Annotated in this window: 25 protein-coding genes; 12 read left to right on the top strand and 13 right to left on the bottom strand. The window is 56.5% G+C overall.

Annotated features, from left to right (window positions below; genetic code table 11):
- The 7 genes from cydB to PUP35_RS10410 all read right to left on the bottom strand — a co-directional run bounded on the left by cydB (position 1) and on the right by PUP35_RS10410 (position 4,905).
- Positions 1–1,011: a cytochrome d ubiquinol oxidase subunit II gene (gene cydB / locus PUP35_RS10380; protein WP_115875026.1), complete on the bottom strand. Its 1,011-nt coding sequence runs from the start codon at positions 1,009–1,011 to the stop codon at positions 1–3.
- A complete protein-coding gene (locus tag PUP35_RS10385) occupies positions 1,011–2,414 on the bottom strand; it encodes a cytochrome ubiquinol oxidase subunit I (protein ID WP_274243096.1) in 1,404 nt (467 codons plus the stop codon). Before PUP35_RS10385 ends, cydB begins: the two co-directional genes overlap by 1 nt.
- Before the next feature lie 67 nt (positions 2,415–2,481).
- Positions 2,482–3,354, bottom strand: coding sequence for a manganese catalase family protein (locus PUP35_RS10390; protein WP_008502274.1), 873 nt, complete (start codon positions 3,352–3,354; stop codon positions 2,482–2,484).
- A gap of 17 nt (positions 3,355–3,371) precedes the next feature.
- Complete coding sequence (locus tag PUP35_RS10395) at positions 3,372–3,878, bottom strand: ferritin-like domain-containing protein (protein WP_014883791.1); 507 nt, start codon at positions 3,876–3,878, stop codon at positions 3,372–3,374.
- A gap of 25 nt (positions 3,879–3,903) precedes the next feature.
- Positions 3,904–4,107 carry a hypothetical protein gene (locus PUP35_RS10400; protein WP_111964639.1) on the bottom strand — a complete coding sequence of 68 codons (204 nt, stop codon included), beginning with the start codon at positions 4,105–4,107 and terminating at the stop codon, positions 3,904–3,906.
- Between the two features lie 23 nt (positions 4,108–4,130).
- Entirely contained in the window at positions 4,131–4,625 is a 495-nt protein-coding gene (locus PUP35_RS10405; protein WP_111964638.1) for a YciE/YciF ferroxidase family protein, read from the bottom strand.
- Positions 4,626–4,719: 94 nt separating this feature from the next.
- Positions 4,720–4,905 carry a general stress protein gene (locus PUP35_RS10410; protein ID WP_004150795.1) on the bottom strand — a complete coding sequence of 62 codons (186 nt, stop codon included), beginning with the start codon at positions 4,903–4,905 and terminating at the stop codon, positions 4,720–4,722.
- Positions 4,906–5,433: 528 nt separating this feature from the next.
- Between PUP35_RS10410 and hglS the strand changes: the two genes are divergently transcribed.
- Both hglS and PUP35_RS10420 read left to right on the top strand, forming a co-directional pair.
- Entirely contained in the window at positions 5,434–6,777 is a 1,344-nt protein-coding gene (hglS, locus tag PUP35_RS10415; RefSeq protein ID WP_274243097.1) for a 2-oxoadipate dioxygenase/decarboxylase HglS, read from the top strand.
- Between the two features lie 43 nt (positions 6,778–6,820).
- Positions 6,821–8,326, top strand: coding sequence for a carboxylesterase/lipase family protein (locus tag PUP35_RS10420; RefSeq protein WP_274243098.1), 1,506 nt, complete (start codon positions 6,821–6,823; stop codon positions 8,324–8,326).
- On the opposite strand, the gene PUP35_RS10425 is transcribed toward PUP35_RS10420, so the two are convergent.
- The gene (locus tag PUP35_RS10425) at positions 8,313–9,155 is read right to left on the bottom strand and encodes a LysR family transcriptional regulator (protein WP_149366879.1); all 843 of its coding nucleotides are present in this window, start codon (positions 9,153–9,155) and stop codon (positions 8,313–8,315) included. The two genes, PUP35_RS10420 and PUP35_RS10425, sit on opposite strands and share 14 nt — an antisense overlap.
- A gap of 114 nt (positions 9,156–9,269) precedes the next feature.
- Here PUP35_RS10425 and PUP35_RS10430 point away from each other — a divergent pair, with 114 nt between their 5' ends.
- The 4 genes from PUP35_RS10430 to rimL all read left to right on the top strand — a co-directional run bounded on the left by PUP35_RS10430 (position 9,270) and on the right by rimL (position 13,716).
- On the top strand, positions 9,270–10,439 hold the full coding sequence (locus PUP35_RS10430) for a pyridoxal phosphate-dependent aminotransferase (RefSeq protein WP_274243099.1): 1,170 nt from the start codon (positions 9,270–9,272) through the stop codon (positions 10,437–10,439).
- 11 nt (positions 10,440–10,450) lie between these two features.
- Positions 10,451–11,224 (top strand): transporter substrate-binding domain-containing protein, encoded by a 774-nt coding sequence (locus PUP35_RS10435; protein WP_021242531.1) that lies wholly within the window; start codon positions 10,451–10,453, stop codon positions 11,222–11,224.
- Positions 11,225–11,466: 242 nt separating this feature from the next.
- The gene (locus PUP35_RS10440; RefSeq protein WP_274243100.1) at positions 11,467–13,122 is read left to right on the top strand and encodes a glucan biosynthesis protein D; all 1,656 of its coding nucleotides are present in this window, start codon (positions 11,467–11,469) and stop codon (positions 13,120–13,122) included.
- 45 nt (positions 13,123–13,167) lie between these two features.
- Complete coding sequence (gene rimL / locus PUP35_RS10445) at positions 13,168–13,716, top strand: 50S ribosomal protein L7/L12-serine acetyltransferase (RefSeq protein WP_127730824.1); 549 nt, start codon at positions 13,168–13,170, stop codon at positions 13,714–13,716.
- Here the strand turns inward: rimL and ydcK are convergent.
- A complete protein-coding gene (gene ydcK / locus PUP35_RS10450; RefSeq protein WP_274243101.1) occupies positions 13,711–14,691 on the bottom strand; it encodes a YdcK family protein in 981 nt (326 codons plus the stop codon). The two genes, rimL and ydcK, sit on opposite strands and share 6 nt — an antisense overlap.
- Before the next feature lie 133 nt (positions 14,692–14,824).
- Between ydcK and tehB the strand changes: the two genes are divergently transcribed.
- Positions 14,825–15,418 carry a tellurite resistance methyltransferase TehB gene (gene tehB / locus PUP35_RS10455; protein ID WP_127730828.1) on the top strand — a complete coding sequence of 198 codons (594 nt, stop codon included), beginning with the start codon at positions 14,825–14,827 and terminating at the stop codon, positions 15,416–15,418.
- Here tehB and pepT read toward each other — a convergent pair.
- Entirely contained in the window at positions 15,415–16,644 is a 1,230-nt protein-coding gene (pepT, locus tag PUP35_RS10460) for a peptidase T (RefSeq protein ID WP_274243102.1), read from the bottom strand. The genes tehB and pepT overlap by 4 nt on opposite strands.
- A 111-nt stretch (positions 16,645–16,755) precedes the next feature.
- Between pepT and PUP35_RS10465 the strand changes: the two genes are divergently transcribed.
- Both PUP35_RS10465 and PUP35_RS10470 read left to right on the top strand, forming a co-directional pair.
- Entirely contained in the window at positions 16,756–18,351 is a 1,596-nt protein-coding gene (locus PUP35_RS10465; RefSeq protein WP_248174892.1) for an ABC transporter substrate-binding protein, read from the top strand.
- Between the two features lie 135 nt (positions 18,352–18,486).
- Positions 18,487–19,161: a DUF3313 domain-containing protein gene (locus PUP35_RS10470; protein ID WP_111964626.1), complete on the top strand. Its 675-nt coding sequence runs from the start codon at positions 18,487–18,489 to the stop codon at positions 19,159–19,161.
- A gap of 34 nt (positions 19,162–19,195) precedes the next feature.
- Here PUP35_RS10470 and PUP35_RS10475 read toward each other — a convergent pair whose 3' ends face one another.
- On the bottom strand, positions 19,196–20,092 hold the full coding sequence (locus PUP35_RS10475) for a DMT family transporter (protein WP_274243103.1): 897 nt from the start codon (positions 20,090–20,092) through the stop codon (positions 19,196–19,198).
- A 173-nt stretch (positions 20,093–20,265) separates the two neighbouring features.
- On the opposite strand from PUP35_RS10475, the gene PUP35_RS10480 reads away from it, so the two are divergent.
- Positions 20,266–21,138: a helix-turn-helix transcriptional regulator gene (locus PUP35_RS10480; RefSeq protein WP_271367854.1), complete on the top strand. Its 873-nt coding sequence runs from the start codon at positions 20,266–20,268 to the stop codon at positions 21,136–21,138.
- On the opposite strand, the gene PUP35_RS10485 is transcribed toward PUP35_RS10480, so the two are convergent.
- Positions 21,118–22,284, bottom strand: coding sequence for a benzoate/H(+) symporter BenE family transporter (locus PUP35_RS10485; RefSeq protein ID WP_274243104.1), 1,167 nt, complete (start codon positions 22,282–22,284; stop codon positions 21,118–21,120). The two genes, PUP35_RS10480 and PUP35_RS10485, sit on opposite strands and share 21 nt — an antisense overlap.
- Before the next feature lie 92 nt (positions 22,285–22,376).
- On the opposite strand from PUP35_RS10485, the gene PUP35_RS10490 reads away from it, so the two are divergent.
- Positions 22,377–22,904, top strand: coding sequence for a helix-turn-helix domain-containing protein (locus PUP35_RS10490; RefSeq protein ID WP_111964622.1), 528 nt, complete (start codon positions 22,377–22,379; stop codon positions 22,902–22,904).
- Between the two features lie 80 nt (positions 22,905–22,984).
- Entirely contained in the window at positions 22,985–24,949 is a 1,965-nt protein-coding gene (locus PUP35_RS10495; protein WP_252092916.1) for a peptidase U32 family protein, read from the top strand.
- On the opposite strand, the gene PUP35_RS10500 is transcribed toward PUP35_RS10495, so the two are convergent.
- Complete coding sequence (locus PUP35_RS10500; protein ID WP_115876065.1) at positions 24,950–25,180, bottom strand: DUF2554 family protein; 231 nt, start codon at positions 25,178–25,180, stop codon at positions 24,950–24,952.
- Positions 25,181–25,182: the final 2 nt, after the last annotated feature.

Below are 25,182 nucleotides of genomic sequence, written 5' to 3' on the forward strand. Positions count from 1 at the left end.
TCAGTGATAGCCTTCAGTATCCGAAACCTTGCCCCGGAACACGTAATAGCTCCAGGCGGTGTACACCAGGATCACCGGAATAATCAGTAACGTCCCGACCAGCATAAACAGCTGGCTGGCAGGCGGGGCCGCGGCCTCCCACAGAGTGATGCGCGGCGGAATAATGTTCGGCCAGAGGCTGATGCCCAGCCCGCTGAACCCGAGGAAGATCAGCCCCAGCGTCAGCAGGAAAGGGCGCGCGTGGCTGTCCGGATTGCGGGTCAGGCGCCAGATCAGCACGCTGAAGATCCCGACCAGCAGCGGAACCGGCAGGAACCAGAAGAAGTTGGGCAGGGTAAACCAGCGGTCGGCGACGTACTGCCAGCCGAGCGGGGTCCAGACGCTGACTACCGCGATAACCACCATCAGGGCCAGCAGCACGTGGCGGGTCAGCTCGCGCATGCGCTGTTGCAGCGCGCCTTCGCTTTTCATAATGAGCCAGGTGGTGCCCAGCAGCGTGTAGGCGACGACCAGCCCGATTCCGCAGAACAGGTTGAAGGGCGTGAACCAGTCCAGCGCCGAGCCGACAAAGCGTCGGCCCTCCACGTCAAAGCCGTTGATCACGGCGCCCACCACCACGCCCTGGCTGAAGGTAGCGAGCAGGGAGCCGCCGGCAAAGGAGTAGTCCCAGAATTTGCGGTGTGAAGGGGTGGCTTTGAAGCGGAACTCAAAGGCGACGCCGCGAAAGATGAGGCCGATCAGCATTGCGGTGAGCGGGATCGTCAGCGCATCAATAATGACCGCATAGGCCAGCGGAAACGCGCCGAAAAGCCCCGCACCGCCGAGCACCAGCCATGTCTCGTTGCCGTCCCAGACGGGCGCGACGCTGTTGACCATCACATCGCGCTCTTTCGCATCGCCCACGAAGTTAAACAGCAGGCCAATCCCCAGGTCGAAGCCGTCCATAATGATATACATCAGCGTGGCAAACACGATGATGGCAAACCAAATCACCGAGATATCGACGCCCATCAGATTCTCTCCTCTTCCGGAACAGACTCAGCGGCAGACAGCGGACGGGCAGGCGTGCCCGAGGTGTTTGACGTCAGCGTATCGACGGGCTGAGGACCTTTCTTAATCAGCCGGACAAGATAAACATAGCCCACGCCAAATACGGATGAGTAGACAACGAAGAACGCCAGCAGGCTGATGCTCATCTGCAGGGTGCTGTGCAGCGATACCGCGTCGATGGTGCGCAGGTAGCCATAGACAACCCACGGCTGACGGCCCACTTCGGTGGTCACCCAGCCGGCGAGCAGCGCCAGCAGCCCGGCAGGCCCCATGCAGAGGGCAAACCAGTGGAACGGACGCGAGTGGTAAAGTCGATGGCGATAGCGCAGCCAGAGGCTGACCAGACCGAGGGTAATCATCAGCAGCCCCATCCCGACCATCACGCGGAACGACCAGAAAACGATGGTAGAGTTTGGGCGATCCTCTTTCGGGAAGTCTTTCAGCGCGGGGACCTGTTTATCCAGGCTGTGCGTCAGAATCAGGCTGCCAAGCGCGGGGATCTCCAGGCCGTATTTGGTGCGCTCTTCCTCCATATCCGGCAGGCCAAACAGCAGCAGCGGGGTGGCCTCACCGGGCGGATTTTCCCAGTGACCCTCAATGGCGGCAATTTTTGCCGGCTGATGCTCAAGCGTGTTCAGGCCGTGCATATCGCCCACCACCGCCTGAATGGGCGCGACCAGCAGCGCCATCCACATCGCCATCGAAAACATGGTGCGAACGGCTGGCGTATCGTTCCCGCGCAGCAGGTGCCAGGCGCCCGACGCGCCGACAAACAGCGCGCTGCTCAGGAACGCGGCGATAGCCATATGAATAAGACGGTAAGGGAAGGAGGGGTTAAAAACGATGGCCAGCCAGTCCTGCGGGATAACCTGCCCATTTTCGATAGTGAAACCCTGCGGCGTATGCATCCAGCTGTTGGAGGCGAGGATCCAGAAGGTCGACATTAGCGTGCCGAGCGCCACCATGCAGGTCGAAAAGAAGTGCAGCCCCGGGCCGACCTTGTTCCAGCCGAACATCATAACGCCGAGGAATCCGGCCTCCAGGAAGAAGGCGGTTAACACCTCATAGGTCAGAAGCGGGCCGGTAATGCTGCCCGCGAACTGGGAGAACCCGCTCCAGTTGGTGCCAAACTGATACGCCATAACCAGCCCGGAAACGACGCCCATGCCGAAGTTAACGGCAAATATCTTTAGCCAGAAGTGGTATAGCGATCGCCAGACGTCGTTTTTGGTGCGCAGCCACATGCCTTCCAGCACCACCAGATAGCTGGCGAGGCCGATGGTGATCGCGGGAAAAAGGATATGGAACGAGACGGTAAAAGCGAACTGAATTCTGGCCAGATGAAATGCATCGAGTTCGAACATGGTCCGTACCTCTGAGACGATGGGGCACGCGACTTGCCGGGCAGTTCAGGACTGCCCGGCAAACCGATTACGGTTTAGTCTTACCGGCACCCAGCTCGGCACCGGTCAGCGGGTCGGAATGTGGATCGGACTTCGTGCGGGCAGACATCGCCTTAACCAGAGTTGCCTGCTCGGTTGTGAGCGTCACGCTGGCACTGCCATCGCCGCCGTCAACCGCAGGCTGGGGGGACTCAACGTAATCGAAATGTTTATCGCTGTTCCAGCTTCCGCGAACCTCTCCACCTTCAGACATATTGTAGTACTTGTTGGTGAATTCCTCGATTGGCGGCAGTTTTCCCGGCGGGAAATTATTACGGATGGACTGCAGCGCCTTCTCAAAGGAGAGCTGATGCGCCGCCTCACGCGTCATCAGAAACGCCAGCGCGTCCTTAACGCCGGGATCGTCGGTCACGTTGATCAGCCGTTCATAGATGATTTTGGCTCTGGCTTCGGCCGCCACGTTCGAACGCAGATCCGCCGTCGGCTCGCCAATGGTGTCGACGTAGGCCGCCGTCCAGGGCACGCCTGCTGAGTTGGTGAGCGGAGTGCCGCCGCCGTAAAGCAGGGAGGTAATGTGGCTGTCATTCCCGTTTTCGGTCATGGAGCGATACAGCTCGGCCTCATTTTCCACCCCTTCCGCCAGCGCCCCCTTGGCACCTTTATTCAGCATGCCGACCAGGGTGCCGATAATTTCGAGGTGGCTTAACTCCTCGGTTGCGATATCCATCAGCATATCCTTACGGCCCGGATCGTCATCGCTCAACCCTTGCGTAAAGTACCTGCAGGCGGCAGCCAGTTCACCCTGCGGCCCGCCAAATTGTTCCAGTAAAAGGTTGGCAAGGCCGGGATTCGGTTCGGCGACGCGAACCGTGTATTGCAGCTGTTTGACGTGTCGAAACATGCTCACTCTCCTGTGGATTATTTTTTCGCTTCGACACCCGACGCGTCTGAACGCAGCAGGAACTGTTCCGTCGTTTGCGGGATATGACGAATCAGCCAGTCGGCCATTTCGCGCTCTTCGGCGAGGATCGTCTCAATAGCGGGTATTGAAGCGGTATCGCCCGCTTTTTTCGCCGCCGCGAGCAGGGAGGTATAGCAGGCGATTTCAAACTGTTCGAAAACATAGCCGCTGATCGAGCCCTTCACGATTTCGTCGGAAGGGAACATGCCGCCGATGGATTGTCCCAGCGCCGCCATTTTGCTCATCGAGTCTTTTAAGACCGAACGAGAAATATCATTACGGTCGAGGATTTCCTCCAGCAATGTGATTTGCCGTTTTGTCTCATTAATATGTTGCTCAATTCTGGCGCGAACATCAGGATAATTATCGATACGGCTGGCCATGGATTCCAGCATTGATTCGGCTTGCTTTTCCATTGCATGGGCATCGCGTAGCCAGTCATGGTAGTGTTCTACGTGATTCATCATTGTATCCTCATTAGGGGTTCGCTTATTTGTTCTCACTTTCAGCAGCCTGATCGGCACGTGCGGCACTGTAGCCAGATAAATGGCCGACAATATTGGCATAAATACTGATGATAATGACCCATAGCACGCTGTTCTTCCACCATATTACGGAAGGAATAGCGAGAATAAACCATATTATTGCTGCCGCTAAATGGCACCGTTTAATTGTCCTGGGACTGATGCTCATTTTATTTAACCTGTGTTATAGCGTCATTTCTGCGCTTTTTGGTTAATATTGCCTACGGCCAGGTCGGTGAGTTTCAGGTCGGTCTCTTTTTCTTCTTCCAGCGTTTCGGCAAGAAGCTTAACGGCTTTTTTATAGCCCAGTTGTTCTGCTAATGTGGCAAGGGTACCGTAGCTGGCTATTTCGTAATGCTCGACTTTTTGCGCAGCGGCAATTAAGGCAGCATCACGCACTTCATTTTTTTCGGTGCTTTCGATCACTTCATTGGCTTCTTCAATTAAGCCTTCCATCGCCACGCATTTCATGCGTTTAATCTTAATTCCTTCTTCCTGTTCGACAATCTGGTCGATACGTTCGATCTGACCCTGAGTTTCCTCAAGGTGCGCGGTAAAGGCTGCGCTCAGCTTCTCGCTGGACGCGGCGCGGGCAAGCTTGCTAAGCGCGCGAGTCAGCTGCTTTTCCGCACTGTAGGTATCCGAGAGAAGATGAATAAATACATCCTCAACACTTTTCATATTCATAATAATTACGCTCCGGTAAAATAAAGAAAGGGTACTGCGAGCTTTTCAGCCCGCAGCATGCTCTCTGGTTTTATTAAAAGAGTACTAAATAAGATCAGGAGTTATCAGACTTACGGCCTCCGCCGTGACTGTTCTGTCCCCCTTTCTTACCCGCTTCAGATGCGCGTTGCGGATCGTTTTTAAAATTACCACCGCTGTGCTGGCCACCTTTACGTCCAGCTTCTGATGCTTTTTCACGGTCTTCAGCGAAATTACCGGAACCACCACGATGCTCTGCCATATTAAACCTCATAGTCATATATTGGTTATGTCAGTACGATACGAAAATATTCCGTATCACTCGTCGTTCGAGTAATAACTCTAGTCGCTGTGTGAGAACCGTCAAATGCGTTTTGCTATTTACGGCTGCGTTGTTTTTAAATATTTGTAAATTTGCGCTTCGCTTGCTTTGGAAATATGGATAGACAGGAAGGACTTGTAAACAACCGTTCAGATTATTCCTAACTTTGAGCTAAAAATTTGAAAGGTGAGGATAAAAATAATGACGCGTTAAAATTGGTTAATTTGCAGTCAGAGGAAAATAAAAAATACTCCTTTATAGCTAGAAAGCGAAACCCTAAATAATTATAAGGAAAATCCTGGATAAAAAGCGTCGGGCACGAAAGGGCGGTTTCGTTGAGGCTTGTTCAGAGGCCAGCCGCACACGGTTTGACCACTGTCGTCTTAAGATCACAAATCAGAAATCTTTCCCCCCGGAAGGAACGGGTTTCTCTACACTCCAGGTAATATTCACTGGAGGCATGACATCATGGCGAACACCATCACGGCTGATGACATTCGGGAACACTTTTCGCAGGCTATGTCGGCGATGTACCAGCAGGAAGTTCCGCAGTACGGCACCTTGCTTGAACTGGTAGCGGACGTAAACCTGGCGGTGCTGGAAAATAATCCACTATTACATGAACAACTGGCAAACGCTGATGAGCTTGCGCGCCTGAACGTGGAGCGTCACGGAGCAATTCGCGTTGGCAGTGCGCAAGAACTTTCAACCCTGCGCCGTATGTTTGCCATTATGGGCATGTACCCGGTCAGCTATTACGATCTCTCCCAGGCGGGGGTGCCGGTTCACTCAACGGCGTTTCGCCCGATCGATGATGCGGCGCTGTGCCGTAATCCGTTCCGCATCTTTACGTCGCTGCTGCGCCTTGAGCTGATTGAAAACGTCGCGCTGCGCGAACGTGCGGCGGAAATCCTCTCTCACCGGAATATTTTCACCCCGCGCTGTCTGGCGCTTCTCGATCTGTATGAATCGGAAGGGCAGTTTACTGACGAGCAGGCGCACGAGTTTGTGCAGGAAGCGCTGGAAACCTTCCGCTGGCACCGTCACGCGACGGTCGATCAGGAAACCTATCTTGCGCTGCACAACGAGCATCGCCTGATTGCCGACGTGGTCTGCTTCCCCGGCTGCCACATTAACCACCTCACGCCGCGCACGCTGGATATTGATCGGGTGCAGGAGCTGATGCCGAAGTACGGTATCGAGCCGAAAATTCTGATAGAAGGCCCGCCGCGTCGCGAGGTGCCCGTCCTGCTGCGTCAAACCAGCTTCAAGGCGCTGGAAGAGCCGGTGCTGTTTGCCGGGGAACATAAGGGCACCCACACCGCGCGCTTCGGTGAGATTGAACAGCGCGGCGTGGCGCTGACCCCGAAAGGCCGGGAACTGTACGATAGCCTGCTTGCCCAGGCAGGCACCGGCAAAGATAACCTGACCCATCAGCTGCATCTGCGCGAGATCTTTAGCGCCTTCCCGGACAGCGAACTGTTGATGCGCCGTCAGGAGCTGGCGTATTTCCGCTATCGCCTGACGCCTGCGGGTGAAGCGCATCGCCATGCGTTCCGGCCGGGAGACGATCCGCAGCCGCTGATCGAGCGCGGATGGGTGGTTGCCCAGCCGATCACCTACGAAGATTTCCTCCCGGTTAGCGCCGCGGGGATTTTCCAGTCCAATCTCGGGAATGAAACCCAGGCCCGCAGCCATGGTAACGCCAGCCGCGATGCGTTTGAAGACGCGCTCGGCTGCCCGGTGTATGACGAGTTTGCGCTCTATCAGGAGGCTGAAACCCGCAGCAAACAGCGTTGCGGTTTGCTCTGAAATCGTTACTCTGCTGGGGTGTGATGGAAAAAATAAGGTCGTTATGCAAAATCCTTCCGCCCCTGTGGTTGAAACGCGCCAGGGCGCACTCTCTGGTTTAACCGATGAAAATGTCCACGTCTGGTGCGGCATTCCCTACGCCGCACCGCCCGTGGGCGAGTGGCGCTGGCGCTCCCCGCGGCCGCCTGAACCGTGGGATGGCGTTCGCGAGGCCACCGCCTTTTCGGCCTCAAGCTGGCAAAGCAGCGAATATTGTCAGGAGCTGGGCGGGGGCGATCCCGGCCAGTTCTCAGAAGACTGTCTCTATCTGAACGTGTGGTCACCCACAGACCGCGCCGCGCCGCTTCCGGTTATGGTGTGGCTGCACGGTGGTGGCTTTACCATTGGCGCGGGGGGCTTACCGCCCTATAACGGCAAAGCGCTGGCTTCGCGCGGCGTTGTTGTCGTGACGATCAACTACCGTCTCGGCCATCTCGGCTTTTTCGCCCATCCCGCGCTGGAAGGCGAGGAAGATCGCGTGGTGCATAATTTTGCCCTGCTGGATCAGATCGCCGCGCTCGAATGGGTGCGGGAGAATATTGCTGCGTTTGGTGGCGATCCCGCTAACGTGACCCTGTTTGGCGAATCCGCCGGTGCGCGTAGCGTGCTCTCTCTGATGGCCTCGCCGCTGGCGGCAGGATTGTTCCATAAGGCTATTGTGCAAAGCGGGTACACCTTGCCGGACACGCCGCGCGAGCAGGCGCTGCAAAAAGGGGAGGCGCTGGCCGCCCATTTTGGCCTGGAGAAGGCGACTGCTGAGCAGCTGCGCGCCATTCCTCCCGAGGCGTTCTGGCCGTTAACCGCGCCGCTGAACATCGCACCGGCGCCCATCGTCGGGGACTGCGTTCTGCCCGAAGCGATGCTGGACGTCTTTTTCGCTGCCCGCCAGCATCCCGTACCGGTGATGATTGGGTCGAACAGCGATGAGGCCAGCGTGATGGCGGTGTTTGGCATCGATCTCGCCGGGCAAATCCAGAAGCTCCGCCGGGAGCGGCGCTTCGGACTGGGGCTGATTAAGTTGCTCTATCCGGGCGTTAAAGGCGATGAAGAGCTGGGCAGGCAGGTGTGCCGCGACATGGCGTTCACCACGATGGGCTACGTCGTGATGCAGGCTCAGCAGCGCGTCGGCGGATTGTGCTGGCGCTACTGGTTTGACTATGTCGCGGAGGCGGAACATGCCACCTATATCAACGGTGCTTGGCACGGCAACGAGGTTCCCTATGTCTTTGATACGTTAGGTCAGGTGGAGCCTTCACGTCAGTACGTCAACGAACGGGATCTGCAGTTTGCTGCCCACGTGGCCGATTACTGGGTGAGCTTTGCGCGTGACGCTGGTCCTCGCGAGATCCTGCCAGGGCCGACGCACTGGCCCGCATGCCGAAAAGGGCGGGACGTTTTGTTACGCATTGGTGTGAATAAACATGCAGGTTTCCGGCTTGAAAACCGCTTTATGCGCGCCCGCATGAGCCTCTTCAAACGGGTGATGAAGCACCACGTCAGCCTCGATTAAGCAAACAGGCGCGAAACGCCGCCAGTCCATTTTCCTCGCCTGGCGTTTCGCGCAGCACCAGCCGGTAGCTCGCGCCGGTTTTTATGCTGGTTTCATAAGGTCGCATCAGTCTTCCCGCGCGGACATCTTCGGCTACCAGCGTTTCGTCGGCAATGGCCACGCCCAGCCCCTGAATGGCGGCCGTAATCGCGAGATCCATCGTGTCGAAGTGTTGATTTTTGTGCATGGCAAAGCCCGGCCCTTCCTGTTTCGTCAGCCACAGCGACCAGTCTGTCTTATCTCTTGTCGGGTGCAGGAACGTCAGCGATCCCAGCGTTGCGCCCGCCCGCACCGGGCTTATCACCGGGGTTAGCGCCTCTTCGAACAGCAGGTCGCCTGCGCTCATGTGCGTCCCGAACACGATGGCCGCGTCGTAAGATTCGGTTTTGAAATTGACGTTGTGATCGGTAGTGGTGGTCAGGGCGATCTGCAGATCCGGCTGCTCACGCTCAACCTCCAGCAGGCGCGGCACCAGCCAGCGCATGGCGCAGGTGGGTGCCTTGAGCCGGATCACGGTCTGCTGGCTGCGGGCCTGGTCGGCCACGGTCAGCAATTGTTCAAAAGCAGACTGCAGCTCCGGAAGCAGGGCGCTGCCCTGCGAAGAGAGGCGCAGGCCGCGCGCGTGGCGTTCAAAAAGCGGAAAGCCAAACCACGCTTCGAGGGACGCGATCTTGCGGCTCACGGCCCCCTGCGTCAGGCAAAGTTCTGCGGCAGCATGGGTCAGATTCAGGTGACGCGCGGTGACTAAAAATGCGTCGATGGCATTGAGCGGGAGCGAACGGCGCGACATGGAAAACCCTCAGCTATGCATTTTTCTCATGGCTATTATGACAACAATTCGATTGTCCCGACAACAAAGATGTTGTTTGAATAGTTATGCAATGTCCATGAGAAGGGAAAGAGGATGACTTTACGAACGCCAGTGCAGACGCGCTCCAAACTGCCCGATGTGGGGACCACCATTTTTACCGTTATCGGCCAGCTCTCGGCGCAGCATAACGCAATTAACCTTTCTCAGGGCGCACCGAATTTTTCCTGCGACCCGAAGCTGATTGCGGGCGTCACCCGCGCAATGGAGTCGGGGCATAACCAGTATGCGGCGATGACCGGCCTGCAGCCGCTTAAAGAGCGCATTGCCGATAAAATTGCCACGCTTTACGGCACGCGCTATGACCCGGCCGGCGAGGTCCTGGTGACCGCCAGCGCCAGCGAAGGTCTCTATTCGGCGATTAGCGGGCTGGTGCACCCGGGTGATGAGGTGATTTACTTTGAGCCCTCTTTTGACAGCTACGCGCCGATTGTCCGTCTGCAGGGGGCAACCCCAATTGCCATCAAGCTGACCGTGCCGGATTTTGCCGTCAACTGGGATGAGGTCCGGGCTGCCATCTCCCCGCGCACGCGCATGATTATCATCAATACGCCGCACAACCCGAGCGGTCAGGTCTTCTCCGCCGACGATCTGCAGCAGCTGGCGGCGCTGACCCGCAATACTGACATCATTATTTTGTCTGACGAAGTGTACGAACATGTGGTGTTTGACGGTGAGCCGCACCACGGGATGGCTACGCACCCGCAGCTGGCGGAGCGTAGCGTGATTATTTCTTCTTTCGGAAAAACCTATCATGTCACCGGCTGGCGCGTGGGTTACTGTGTTGCACCGGCGGTGCTGATGGACGAGATTTGTAAAGTCCATCAATTTTTAATGTTTTCTGCCGATACGCCAATGCAGCACGCGTTTGCTGAACATATGGTCGACCCGCAAACCTGGCTGTCGCTGTCGGCGTTTTACCAGCGCAAGCGCGATCTGCTGCAGAGTCTGCTGGCCGATTCGCCGTTCACGCTGCTGCCCAGCGCCGGATCGTTCTTCATGCTGGCGGACTACAGCCAGTTCAGCGACGAGCGCGACAGCGATCTGGTGAAGCGGCTGATCGTCGAGTACGGTGTTGCCACTATTCCGCTGTCGGCGTTTTATGCGGACGGTACGGATAATAAATTGATTCGTCTCTCTTTTGCGAAAGATGAGGCGACGTTACGGGCAGGTGCCCAGGCCCTGTGTCGGGTTAAACCACGCTAAGGAGTTTTGAAATGAAATTACGCGCGCTAGTTGTCGGCATGGGATTGCTGTGTACCTTTTCCTCCTTCGCAGCGTCCGAGCTGCGTTACGGTCTGGAAGCCGAATATCCGCCGTTTGAAAGCCGCAATGCGGCAGGTGAACTGGAAGGGTTTGACGTTGAGCTGGGGAACGCCATCTGCAAAGCGGCAGCGCTGAAGTGCAGCTGGGTGGAAACCTCGTTTGATGCGCTGATCCCGGGGCTGGTGGCGAAGAAATTCGACGCCATCAACTCGGCGATGAATATCACCGAGCAGCGCCGCAAGAGCATTGATTTTACCCAGCCGATCTACCGTATTCCGTCGCAGCTGGTGGGCAAGGCCGGTACGGCGGTCGAGGCGACGCCTGAAGGGCTGAAGGGGAAAACCATCGGCGTGCTGCAGGGCTCCATTCAGGAAACCTATGCCAAAGAGCACTGGGAAAAGCAGGGTGTCACCGTGGTGTCTTATAAAGATCAGAATATGGCCTGGGGCGATCTGCTGAATGGTCGTATCGACGCCTCGCTGGTCATGTCCGCGGCCGGGCAGGCAGGTTTCCTCAGCAAGCCGCAGGGGAAAGGGTTTGGCTTCATCGGCAAGCCGGTGTCTGACGACACTATCCTCGGCAGTGGGATCGGCTTTGGGTTGCGTAAAGGTGACGAGGCCACCAAAAAGCAGCTTGACGCCGCAATTGATAAAGTACGTGCCGACGGCACGATCGCTAAACTCGCTGATAAGTACTTCCCGGGTATCGATGTCAGCGTAAAATAACCACCTCATTAGCCCCGGCGAACGATGTCGCGCCGGGGCATTTTTCTACACATTTTCCAGGCTTTCTTTACACCACTTTCGGGCCGTTCTGGTCGACAGAAAATATTTCTCACTTTGTTCATATAATCACCGGCCAACAATTGGATTCTTAACCATTTTTGTTTAGGCTGTGCGTTCTTTCTTGCCGTCATTTCGCCGAGCGCGGAACACATTCACACGACCATAAGGACGTTTTTCCAGGCATGAATCGCAGACGTTTTCTAAAAGGCTCGCTGGCAGTGGCAGCCCTGAGCGGCACATCCGGCCTTGCCTCCCTGTTTTCCAAAGCGGCATACGCCGCCGACTCTGACATTGCTGACGGCCAGAGCCGTCGTTTTGACTTCTCCGTACTGCAATCCATGGCGCATGACCTGGCAAAAACCCCGTGGGGTGGCGCGCCGCGCCCGCTGCCGGAGACGCTGGCGACCATGACGCCGCAGGCGTACAACGCCATCCGCTACGATGAAAAGCAGTCTCTGTGGAACAACATTGAAGGGCGTCAGCTGGACGTGCAGTTCTTCCATATGGGAATGGGGTTCCGCCGTCGCGTGCGGATGTTCTCGCTGGACCAGTCGACCTCTATGGCGCGCGAGATCCACTTCCGTCCTGAGCTGTTCAGCTACGGTGAAACGGGCGTGGATACCAAACAGCTGGAAGGGCAAAGCGATCTCGGCTTTGCGGGCTTCCGCGCCTTTAAGGCGCCGGAGCTGGCGCGTCGCGATATCGTCTCCTTCCTGGGCGCGAGCTACTTCCGCGCGGTGGATGACACCTACCAGTACGGCCTTTCCGCCCGCGGTCTGGCGGTAGACACCTTTACCGACACGCCGGAAGAGTTCCCGGACTTTACCTCCTTCTGGTTTGAAACCGTCAAGCCAGGCGACACGACCTTTACCGTTTATACGCTGCTCGACAGCCCGAGCATCACGGGTGCCTATAAATTCGTGATCCACTGCGAGAAGAGCCAGGTGATCATGGAGGTGGAAAACCACCTCTACGCGCGTAAGGACATCAAGCAGCTCGGCATTGCGCCGATGACCAGCATGTTCAGCTGCGGTAATAATGAACGCCGCATGTGTGACACCATTCACCCGCAAATTCATGACTCCGACCGCCTGGCGATGTGGCGCGGCAACGGGGAGTGGATCTGTCGTCCGCTGAACAACCCGCAGAAGCTGCAGTTCAATGCCTATATGGACAAAAACCCGAAAGGGTTCGGTCTGCTGCAGCTCGATCGCGATTTCTCGCACTATCAGGACGTGATGGGGTGGTACAACAAGCGTCCAAGCCTGTGGGTGGAACCGCGTAACGACTGGGGTAAAGGCGCGGTTGGCCTGATGGAGATCCCGACCACCGGTGAAACGCTGGATAACGTGGTTTGCTTCTGGCAGCCGGAAAAAGCCGTCAAAGCGGGCGACGAGCTGGACTTCAAGTATCGCCTCTACTGGAGCGCGATGCCGCCTGTGCGCTCCCCGCTGGCCAAAGTCTACGCCACCCGCACCGGCATGGGCGGCTTCCCGGAAGGCTGGGCGCCGGGCGAAAACTACCCGAAAGTATGGGCCCGTCGCTTTGCGATAGATTTTGTCGGCGGCGATCTGAAGGCCGCTGCGCCAAAAGGCATCGAGCCGGTGATTACGCTCTCAAGCGGTGAAGCGAAGCAGGTGGAGATCCTCTACGTTGAGCCGTTTGACGGCTATCGCATTCTCTTTGACTGGTACCCGACGTCGGATTCGACGGAGCCGGTGGATATGCGTCTGTTCCTGCGCTGCCAGGGCGACGCCATCAGTGAAACCTGGCTGTACCAGTATTTCCCACCGGCGCCGGATAAACGTAACTACGTTGACGACAGGGTAATGCGTTAACGATCGATTCCCTCTCCCTCCGGGAGAGGGTTAGGGTGAGGGGCAATGACCGCAGTAAAATCCGAAATTATCCCGGTATCTGACGCTCTCGAGCTTCGCGCCGTCGAAGAGCGCTATACCGCCGATCTGCACAACCTCGTCGTCAAAAACAGAATCTTTCTGCAAACCGCCTTTGACTGGGCGCAGCACGTAGGTAGCGAAGAGGATACCCGCCGCAACGTGCAGAGTAACCAGATGCTGCACCAGCGCGGCTACGCCAAAATGTTTTTGATCTTCAAGGATGATGCGCTGGTTGGCGTCCTGTCGTTCAACACCATTGAACCGACCAACAAGGCCGGGTACATCGGCTACTGGCTGGATGAAGCCCACCAGGGGCAAGGTATTCTCTCCCGGTCGCTGCAGGCGTTTATGCGCTACTACGCAGAGCGCGGTGAGATCCGTCGTTTTGTGATCAAGTGTCGGGTGGCGAATCAGCACAGCAACAACGTTGCCGTGCGCAACGGTTTTTCGCTGGAAGGGTGCCTGCGGGAAGCGGAATACCTGAACGGCCGCTTTGACGACGTGAATATCTACGGCAGAATTTATACCCTATAACGCACCCAGCAGCGGCGTGCGGGTGATGCGCTGGTCGCCGTTAATCACTTTTTCGCCGCGCAGGTGAATGCTCTCGCCGGCAAATGCTTCAATAACCGCATCGTCGGTGATTTCAACCCGATGTTCGATCAGCACATCCCCGCTGATGCGCGCGCGCCCCTGAATCACCACTTTATCATCCAGCATGATCGGCCCGCCGCGCAGCCAGGCCTGCCCGCCAATCAGGACGTGATGCTTGATGACGCAGTTGCCTTCGACCACGGCATTCTCCGCAATCTGCGAGCTGTAGCGCACCGTCGGGATGGCATCGTCGTCAAAGCCGGCTATCACGCGGGCGTTACCATAGACTTTAGCGCAGTCGCACACCCAGACGTTGTTCAGTTCGTTTCCCTCCAGGATCGCGTTGTCGAAGACTTCGGCCCGGTGTTCAACAAAAGCAAAATTAACCATCGCCTCGCCGTAGATTTGCGCCTGGTGCACAATCCTCGACTGGCTCACCGTCGCCTTGTCGTAGATTTGTAGGATCTGCTCATGGTCCGGCGTCAGCCCTTTGGCAGCAATGACCACGCTGTGATGCAGCACGCGCGCTTCGCCGTAGATATGACACTCGCCCCGCACGCAGGATTGCTGAATGGTGACGTTGTCACTTATTCGCGCCCCGTGGCTGACCTCCGCGCCGTCCAGCCAGCAGCTGTCGCCGATGTGCGCGTCATAGCTAATGATGCACGGCAGGGTAAGACGCGCGTTGCCGGAGACGACTGCCCCCGCGAACACCACGCTGTTTTCATCGTAGATCCAGCAGTCGCCGTCCTGCGCGAGGGCGCGCTCATCGTCAATCCAGCCGCCTCTCGTGCCGACTGTCACGTCGTTAAAGTCCGCCGTGGCGATAATCTGCCGCAGCGTGGTGGCGTGGGTGGTTTCGCCATTTTTCCATTGCCAGAGTCGGGTCTCGTCGCTGAGGCGATATTTGTTCATCTTTATTTCTCTGATAAGCGTCTTAACTAAACGTAGCAAATTTTTCGATTTTCGAGCGGCTGGCAACCAGACGGTAAACGCCTTAAAATAGCATCCAGGATGCACTTTCACTTTATGAGAACGCAGGAAAACAATGACTGTCGATGAGAATTACTTCACAGAGAAATATGGCTTAACCCGTACCCATTCAGAAGTGCTGTACAGCGCGGAGATTGTGAAGCCCGGTAAAACGCTGGATCTGGGCTGCGGCAACGGCCGTAACAGCCTCTATCTTGCAGCTAACGGCCACGATGTCACCGCGTGGGACAAGAACCCGATGAGCATCGATAATATCGAGCGCATTAAGGCGGAAGAAGGGATCGATAACCTCCACGCGGCGATTAAAGATCTCAACAACCTGAGTTTTGACGGCGAGTACGATTTTATTCTCTCCACCGTGGTGCTGATGTTCCTGGAGGCAAAAACCATCCCGGGCCTTATCGCTAATATGCAGCGCTGCACCAGGCCTGGCGGCTACAACCTGATTGTTGCCGCGATGGACACGGTGGATTACCCGTGCACCGTCGGCTTCCCGTTTGCGTTCAGGAGCGGTGAGCTGAGCAACTACTATGAAGGCTGGGAGTTGCTCAAATACAACGAAGACGTTGGCGAACTGCACCGCACCGATGAAAACGGTAACCGCATCAGGCTGCGCTTTGCCACGATGCTGGCGCGCAAGCCCGCTTAACGGGCGGCCAGCAGGCAGATCTGCAGGGCCGTATTGTAAGACGCTTCGAACGACGACAGCGGCAGGAATTCAAACTTCGAGTGGAAGTTATGCGCCCCGGTGAAGAAGTTCGGCGTGAGTAGCCCTTTTGCCGAGAGCGCCGCGCCGTCGGTGCCGCCGCGCATCGGCGTCGGTTTCGGCGTGATGCCGAGCGATTCCATCGCCTCGAACATCAGATCGATAGCGCGCCGGTCTTCACCAATCGCATTGCTGATATTGCTGTAAGTATCTTCAATGCGATAGTCCACTCTGGCCGTCGGATATTGGGCGGCAATCAGTGCGGCCACGTCGGCAATCTGCTGCTTGCGCGCGGCAAAGCTGTCCTTGTCAAAGTCGCGGATATTGGCCTTAAGAAAGGCCTCGTTCTGTCCGGCCTGAATGCCGTTAAACCAGATATAGCCTTCACGTCCCTCGGTGCACTCCGGCGTTTGCTGGCGGTCAAAATGGCTGATGTAATCAGTCGCCATCAGCAGGGGATTCACCAGCACGCCTTTGGCGGACATCGGGTGCGCCGTCACGCCGGTAAAGCGGATCTCCGCGGCGGCCGCATTAAAATTCTCGTAAACAATTTCACCCAGCTCGCAGCAGTCGATGGTCCAGGCAAAGTCGACATCGAAGCGCTTAAGATCAAGCGCCTTGGCACCGTTCAGGCCGATCTCTTCGTCAGGCACAAACGCCACGACGATATCCCCATGCCGATGCTCCGCCGTGAGGTTTTCCAGCACCGTCATGACCACCGTGACCGCCGATTTATTATCCGCGCCCAATACGCTGGTTCCGTCGCTGAAAATAATCTCCTCATTCGGATAAGCCAGAATTTCAGGGTGCTCGTTAACCCGCAGCCAGATGTCTTTCTCTTTATTCAGACAGAGATCTTCACCGGTAAACATTAATATTTGTGGATGAATATCCGGTGAAAGTCCCACGTCAACGGTATCAATATGGGTAATAAAGCCGATGCGCGGCGCACCGGGCACATTGCCTTTTTTTACCGCCGTCACCGTGGCGAATTCATCAATCATAATGTCTTCTAACCCCAGCTGTGCCAGTTCCTGCGCCAGCTCGCGCGCCATGTCATGCTGTCCCGGCGTTGAGGGAAGGGTTTTGACTTTGGGATCGCTCTGGCTGGTGATAGCGAGATAGCGGAAAAAACGATGCGTTAATTGTCTGGAAAGCGGCGAGCCCATAGTGATTTATTCCTTATTTATTTTTCAGGTGTTTGCCACATCACTTTAATGTTATTTATGAAATGGCAAAAGAATTAATTAGCCGTCGAATTAAAAAGACAGGAATAAATGATGACAAGCAAACTCACAACTATAGCGCTGGCGTTCGCTGCACTCACGGTCAGTTCCACCGTTGCTGCGAAAACGCTGGTGTATTGCTCTGAAGGATCGCCGGAGAACTTTAACCCTCAGCTATACACCTCGGGAACCAGCGTGGACGCCAGCGCCGTGCCGGTCTATAACCGTCTGGTCGATTTCAAACCCGGCACCACGGAGCTGGTGCCAAGCCTTGCGGAGCGCTGGGAGGTGAGCGACGACGGCAAGGTCTACACCTTCTTTCTGCGTAAGGGCGTTAAGTTCCAGAGCAATAAATCCTTCACGCCAACCCGCGACTTTAACGCCGACGACGTGATCTTCTCGTTTATGCGACAAAAAGACGTGAATCATCCCTACCACAACGTCTCTAATGGCAGCTACTCCAACTTCGAAAGTCTGGAGTTCGGCAGCCTGATAACCGCCATTGATAAAGTCGATGAGCACACCGTGCGCTTTACCCTGGCGCACCCGGAAGCGCCGTTTGTCGCCGATCTGGCCTGGTATTTTGCCTCGATCCTGTCCGCGGAATATGCCGACGCGATGCTCAAAGCGGGCACGCCGGAGAAGGTGGATATGGAGCCTATAGGCACCGGGCCGTTTAAGCTGGCGCAGTATCAGAAGGATTCGCGGATCCTGTTTACGGCGTTTGCCGACTACTGGCAGGGGAAATCGAAGCTGGATCGGCTGGTGTTTAGCATCACACCGGATGCCTCCGTGCGGTTTGCCAAAATTGAGAAGAACGAATGTCAGGTGATGCCGTTCCCGAACCCGGCGGATCTGCCGCGCATGAAGGCGAACAAAGACATCAACCTGATGAGCAAAGCCGGGCTGAATACCGGTTTTCTGGCTTTCAATACCCAAAAGCCGCCGCTGGATAACGTGAAGGTCCGTCAGGCGCTGGCGATGGCCATCAATAAACCAGCCATTATTGATGCGGTGTTCCACGGTACCGGCACCGCTGCGAAGAACCTGCTGCCGCCGGGCGTATGGAGCGCAGACAGCGAGCTTAAGGATTACGACTACGACCCTGAAAAAGCCAAAGCGCTGCTGAAAGAGGCCGGTTTTGCCAGCGGCGTTAGCATCGATTTATGGGCGATGCCGGTGCAGCGTCCCTATAACCCGAATGCGAAACGCATGGCGGAGATGATTCAGGCGGACTGGGCGAAAATAGGCGTGCAGACCAAAATCGTTACCTACGAATGGGGCGAGTATTTGAAACGCGTGAAGGGCGGAGAGCATCAGGCCGCGCTGATGGGCTGGACGACGGCAACGGGCGATCCGGACAACTTCTTCGGCCCGCTATTTACCTGCACCTCGGCAAACGGTGGGTCAAATTCGGCGAAATGGTGCTATAAGCCCTTTGATAAAATTATTGCGGAAGCAAAATCAACGACCGATCGCGATAAGCGCGTGGCGCTATATAAAGAGGCGCAGCAGATGATGCATGACCAGATGCCCGCGGTAATGATTGCGCATTCAACCATTTTCGAACCGGTGCGCAAGGAGGTGACGGGCTATGAAATTGACCCGTTTGGCAAACATCTGTTCTGGCAACTGGATATAAATCAGTAATTTTTCACTGCCCGGCACGCCTCCGGGCAGTCTTTTCGCAATTTGTGCTCTCCGCATCATTTTTTGTCACAACAAACCCGCCGGTCTTTTGCTATAACTTCAAATGCATACTTGCAGATAACATGGAAAACTATCATGCGTACTCAAACTTTTTTTAAAGTTGCAGTGCTTACTGGTCTGTTGGCGTTAGCGGGCTGTTCTTCGAAAGTCGCAGCTCCCGAACAATATTCTGGCTTTTTAAAAGACTATTCAGGATTGCAGCAGACAACGTCTGCGACGGGTAAACCAACGCTGCGTTGGGTTGATCCTTCCTATAACGAAGCTAATTACGACAGTATTCTCTGGACACCGATTACGTATTATCCAACGCCAAAACCAACCACGCAAATTGGGCAAAAAACGCTTGATGAGCTGTTGAACTACACCAATACCAAAATGAAAACGGCGATTGGCACGCGTAAGCCGATTGTGACCACGCCGGGTAAACATAGCCTGATTTTCCGCGGCGCGATTACCGGGGTGAGTTCGCAGAAAGAAGGTCTGCAGTTCTATGAAGTGGTGCCGGTCGCGCTGGTGGTAGCAGGTACGCAGATGGCAACCGGGCATCGCACCATGGATACGCATCTCTTCTTTGAAGGCGAACTGATCGATGCGGCTACCAACAAACCGGTCATGAAGGTGGTGCGCAAAGGCGAAGGTAAAGATCTGAACAACGAAAGTACGCCGATGACCTTTGCAACCCTGAAGCAGGTTGTTGATGACATGGCGACGGACGCCACCATGTTTGATGTGAAAAAGACCGCGAAATAAAATAAAACGGCCTGCGTAATGCAGGCCTTTTTATTTACGCCATTCGTATGCGTCTGAACCAGGTTTCTGGTTTGGTAAACATCACCATATTTCCCCCCAGAATCAGCAATAACCCCACGATACCGTTGATATGCCAGACGTAGCCTTCATACACCGTAGAGATGGACAGCGCCACCAGCGGGAAGAGCAGCGTACTGTAGGCCGCTTTGCCCGGGCCAATGCGTCCCACCAGCGTGAAGTAGGCGCCAAAGGCAATCACCGAACCAAATACAGCCAGATAGAGCAGCGCGCCAATGTAGCTGATGGTCCACTCTGGCGCGAAGCTATCGCCTCTGAACAGCGCAATGCAGCCCATCACCAGCGTGCCGTAGAGCATCGCCCAGGCGTTGGTGGTCATGGTTTCCAGGCCTCTGCGCTGATGGCGCATGCTGATCATATTGCCCAGCGAGAAGCCGTAGGTACCGAGCGCGGAGAGGCCAATCCCGGTCAGGAGCGATGCGCTCCAGCCGCTGGCCAGCAGATCGTCCCAGAAGAGGGTGACGATCCCGAACAGGCCCAGCGCCGCCGCCGTCCAGAAGCGCGCTGGCGGGCGCTGCCCGAAAAAAATAAAGCTGTTGATGGCGTTATAGAGCACGGCCATTGAGAAGATCACCGACTCCAGCCCGGTATTAATGTGCGAGGCTGCGGTGTAAAAACACCAGAAGTTAAAGCAGAAAACGCAGCATCCCTGAAGCAGGCAAAAAAGGTGATCCCGCAGCGCCAGCTTGCGCAGGCGGCGCAGGGCGATTAACACCGCCATCATCGTGAGGCTGGCGACGGCGAAGCGCCAGAAAATCGACACCGGCGCCTCGACGGGGCCCTGCTGCAGGAAAATCGCAATCCAGGTGGTTCCCCAGATAATGACCACGAGTCCATATAATAATGCGTTCATAGTTGTCTCTTCTCAAACCGCGGAAGCCCGCAGTATGGCGCTGAAACTCGCGACGGGCTTTCACCGGGTTGCGGGTGACTTGCAAAATCTTGCGCTTTTTTCTTCCGGCGGGACTGGCAACGGGGGGCAACTCTTCTTAGACTGATATTCCCATCAATTATGCGCTAACGGTTATGTCTCACGCTTACGATACCTTTGAAACGCTTTGCCAACAGAATGCAGTCCTGCGGGAAACCGTCTCGCTGAATTCGGGTATTCAGCTGGCAGCGTGGTACAACAAGCACGATACGATAACGGTAAAAAGTAACCATCATACCCTCAGCCTGTACGTGGCGGACGGCTACGAAAGCTATCAAAAAACGCCGGGCGGATGGAAGAACGGCGGGGGGCCGGACCGTTTCTGTCTGATGCCCAAAGAGAGCGAATCAACGTGGGATATCCGCGATGACCTTTCGTTTGTGCATCTCTACTGCACCGATGAACACCTGCGCGACGTGGGGGAAAAAATCTGGGACAAGCGCCCGCTTTCGCTGACGCTGGACGAGCGCATTTTTGGCAGCGATCCGAAGATCACCGCGCTGTATCGGCAGTTTTTGCTCGGCTGTGACTGGCAGCAGCACGCCAACCAGCTCACCCTGAGCACGGCCTCCACGCTGCTGCTGACCCATCTGCTGCAAAACTACTCTAACGTGCAGTGGAAGCTGCCGGTCGTCACCGGAGGGTTATCGCCATTCGTGCTGCGCAACGTGCTGGCCTTTATTGAAGAGAACCTGGGCCAGCCCCTGACGCTGGCCGAGCTGGCGGCGCAGGCCGCGCTCAGCGAATACCACTTTGCCCGCATGTTCCGCCAGTCGACGGGGCTGGCGCCGCATCAGTACGTGATGCAGAGGCGAATGGATAAAGCTAAGGCCCTCGTCCAGCATACGACGACGCCGCTGACGGACATCGCGCTTGCCTGCGGGTTCAACTCCGCCAGCCACTTCAGCAACCGCTTTCGCAGCGCGACGGGCATGACGCCTTCGCAGCTACGTGCGGCGAGGGCGTGAAAACAGGGCGTAGCACATCCCGCCCAGCACCAGTCCCCAGAATGCCGAACCGATGCCCAGGATTGTCACGCCGCTTGCGGTCATCAGAAACGTGACGATAGCCGCGTCGCGCTCCGCTTCATGATTCAACGCCTGATATAAACTCCCGCTGATGGTGCCCAGCAGCGCCAGACCGGCCAGCGTCTGGATCCAGCTGAGCGGCAGCGCGGCCATCAGCCCGGTAATGGAGCCCCCGAAAATTCCCGCCAGCAGGTAAAATCCTCCCGCTGCGATGGCCGCCAGCCAGCGTTTATCCGCATCCGGGTGTGCATCCGGGCTTTGACAAATGGCGGCGGTTATAGCCGCAATGCAGATGGAAAAGACGCCAAACGGAGAAAACAGCAGCGCCAGCCCTCCCGTGACGATGATGAGCGGTGAGACCGCCAGCGGGTAACCGGAGGCTTTCATCGTGGCGAACCCCGGCGCGTTTTGCGAAGCCATAGTCACGAGGAAGAAGGGCAAGCCAATACTCACCAGGCTGGTGAAGGTGAACGTGGGCGCAATAAACTCAGGCATCACAAGCGAGAGCGTGAGCTTATCAGTGACAACGTCACCGCCCGCCCATGCCACGATACCGCCGACCAGCAGCGTGACCACGATGGCATAGCGCGGCGCCAGCGCTTTTGCTATTAGCCACGCCGCAATCATGCTGCCGCACAGCAGAAAGTGCCCCTCCAGGTGCGCAAACGCGTGGAGGCCAAACTGCAGCAATACCCCTGCCAGCATGGCGGCAGCAAGCGAATGGGGGATCAGCTTCATCAGACGGGCGAAAAGCCCGGTAATGCCGCAGAGCAAAATAAGCGCGTTAGCAAAGATGAACACGCCGATGGTTTCTGTCAGCGTGATCCCGTGCAGGCTGGTGGCGAGCAGCGCCGCGCCGGGCGTCGACCAGGCGGTCAGTACGGGCGCTTTGTACCACCAGGAAAGCGCCAGCGTGCTGACGCCCATTCCAATTCCCAGCGCGGTCATCCAGCCCGCAATCTGCTGTGCGCTGGCGCCTGCCGCGGCGGCGGCCTGCCAGATGATGGCGGCCGAGCTGGCGTAACCGACCAGAACGGCGACAAATCCAGCCAGTGCGACCGGAATAAAGTGAGAGGAAGGGCGCATGAAAACTCCATTGTGCGTTATAACGTCCGGAGTAAGGTAGCACTGTGCGCTATAGCGTACAAGTGGTATGCTGATCGTCACCAGGAGGGAACATGGATATCACACTACACCTTGCAACAACGCTGAAAACGCTGCGCCAGGCGCGCGGCTGGAGTTTGTCGAAGCTCGCGGACGAGACCGGCGTGTCAAAAGCCATGCTCGGGCAAATCGAGCGCAATGAATCCAGCCCGACGGTGTCGACGCTGTGGAAAATTGCCACCGGGCTGAACGTGCCGTTTTCCGCGTTCATCACCCCAGAGGCGGACCGGCAGGCGGTATTTGACCCCCAGCAGCAGGCGATGGTCGTCAAGCCGCTCTTTCCGTGGGACGAGACGCTCGGGTTTGATTATTTCTCCATCACGCTGGCACCCGGCGCGCTGAGCGAATCCACGCCGCATGAGGCCGGGGTAATAGAACATGTCGTCGTAGTAAGCGGCGAGCTGGAGATGAAGCTTGGCGGCAAATGGCAGACGATTTCTGCCGATTCGGGCATCCGTTTCGCAGGCGATAAACCGCACGCCTACCGCAACAGCAGCGACCGGACGGTGCATTTTCACTCCCTGATTCATTATCCCCGCTGACGCTACGCAAAACTGTTTCGCTGACGCATACTTCTGACTACAATAGCCGCCATTTTGACCATAACGGATAACGACGAAGTATGCGCCTGCAATCCCATCATCTTGAACTTTTAAGCCCGGCCCGCGACGCCGCCATTGCCCGTGAAGCGATCCTTCATGGCGCAGATGCCGTCTACATAGGTGGCCCAGGCTTCGGTGCCCGCCATAACGCCAGCAACAGCCTGAGCGATATTGCTGAACTGGTGCCGTTCGCCCACCGTTTCGGGGCGAAAGTGTTCGTGACCCTGAACACCATTCTTCATGATGATGAGCTGGAGCCTGCGCAACGTCTGATTACCGATCTCTACCAGGCCGGGGTGGATGCCCTGATTGTTCAGGATATGGGCGTGCTGGAACTGGATATTCCCCCCATTGAACTGCATGCCAGTACCCAGTGTGATATCCGCACGGTAGAGAAGGCGAAGTTTCTCTCTGACGTCGGCTTTTCGCAGATCGTTCTGGCGCGTGAGCTGAACCTGAATCAGATCCGCGATATTCACCAGGCGACAGACGCGACGATTGAATTCTTTATCCACGGCGCGCTGTGCGTCGCCTATTCCGGTCAGTGTAATATTTCCCACGCGCAGACGGGCCGCAGCGCCAACCGCGGCGACTGCTCTCAGGCCTGCCGTCTGCCGTATACCCTGAAAGACGATCAGGGCCGCGTCGTGGCGTTCGAAAAACACCTACTCTCCATGAAGGATAACGATCAGACGGCCAACCTGGGCGCGCTGATCGACGCGGGCGTGCGTTCCTTCAAGATTGAAGGGCGCTACAAAGATATGAGCTACGTGAAGAACATCACCGCGCACTATCGCCAGATGCTCGACGCCATTATCGAAGATCGCGGCGATCTGGCGCGCGCGTCCGCCGGGCGCACCGAGCATTTCTTTGTTCCGTCGACGGACAAAACGTTCCACCGTGGCAGCACGGACTATTTCGTTAATGCCCGTAAAGGGGATATCGGCGCGTTTGACTCACCGAAGTTTATCGGTTTACCGGTGGGTGAAGTGCTGAAAGTGGCGAAAGATCACCTTGATGTCCAGGTGACGGAACCGCTGGCGAACGGCGATGGCCTTAACGTGATGATTAAGCGTGAGGTCGTAGGCTTCCGCGCCAACACGGTCGAGAAAACCGGCGAGAACCGCTACCGCGTCTGGCCGAATGAAATGCCCGCCGATCTCTACAAGGCGCGGCCGAACGCGGCGCTTAACCGTAACCTCGATCATAACTGGCAGCAGGCGCTGCTGAAAACCTCCAGCGAACGTCGTATCGCTGTGGACATTGAGCTGGGCGGTTGGGAAGAGCAGCTGATTCTGACCATGACCTGTGAAGACGGCATCAGCGTAACGCATACGCTCGATGGCCTGTTCGAGGTGGCAAACAACGCGGAAAAAGCGCTCAACAGCCTGAAGGATGGGGTGGCGAAGCTTGGCCAGACGATTTACTACGCCCGCAACGTTGAGGTCAGTCTGCCGGATGCCCTGTTCGTGCCGAACAGCCTGCTTAACCAGTTCCGTCGTGAAACGGCAGAGATGCTGGATGCCGCGCGCCTGGCGCAGTATCCGCGCGCTAGCCGTAAAGCGGAAGCCGTACCCGCACCCGTATACCCGGAGACACATTTATCCTTCCTGGCCAACGTTTATAACCATAAAGCGCGTGAATTCTATCATCGCCACGGCGTGCAGCTGATCGACGCGGCTTATGAAGCGCATGAAGAGAAGGGCGATGTGCCGGTGATGATCACCAAGCACTGCCTGCGCTTTGCGTTTAACCTTTGCCCTAAGCAGGCGAAAGGGAATATTAAGAGCTGGAAGGCAACCCCCATGCAGCTTGTAAACGGTGATGAAGTTCTGACTCTCAAGTTCGACTGCCGTCCTTGCGAAATGCATGTGATTGGCAAGATGAAAAACCACATCTTCAAAATGCCGCAGCCGGGCAGTATTGTGGCGTCCGTCAGTCCGGACGATCTGATGAAAACTCTGCCTAAACGCAAGGGCAGTTAATTACCGAACGTGGGTATCCGGTTTGCGCGATTTCTGCCACAGGTGGTGTTCGCGCAAACCCTCCGCCGACTCTTCCGCAGCGCTTCGTAACTCATCGCTGTCGGCTTCATGACGAAGCTGATGCGCCACATTCTTGACCCATAAATATTCGTGTCCTTTGTGCCCGGCCATAAGCTGGCCTGAAAAGAGTGCACAGATAAGCATGACGAGAGATAAGCCTTTTTTAATCATGA

Source organism: Enterobacter sp. S-33 (genome assembly GCF_028735835.1).
Taxonomy (GTDB): domain Bacteria; phylum Pseudomonadota; class Gammaproteobacteria; order Enterobacterales; family Enterobacteriaceae; genus Enterobacter; species Enterobacter vonholyi.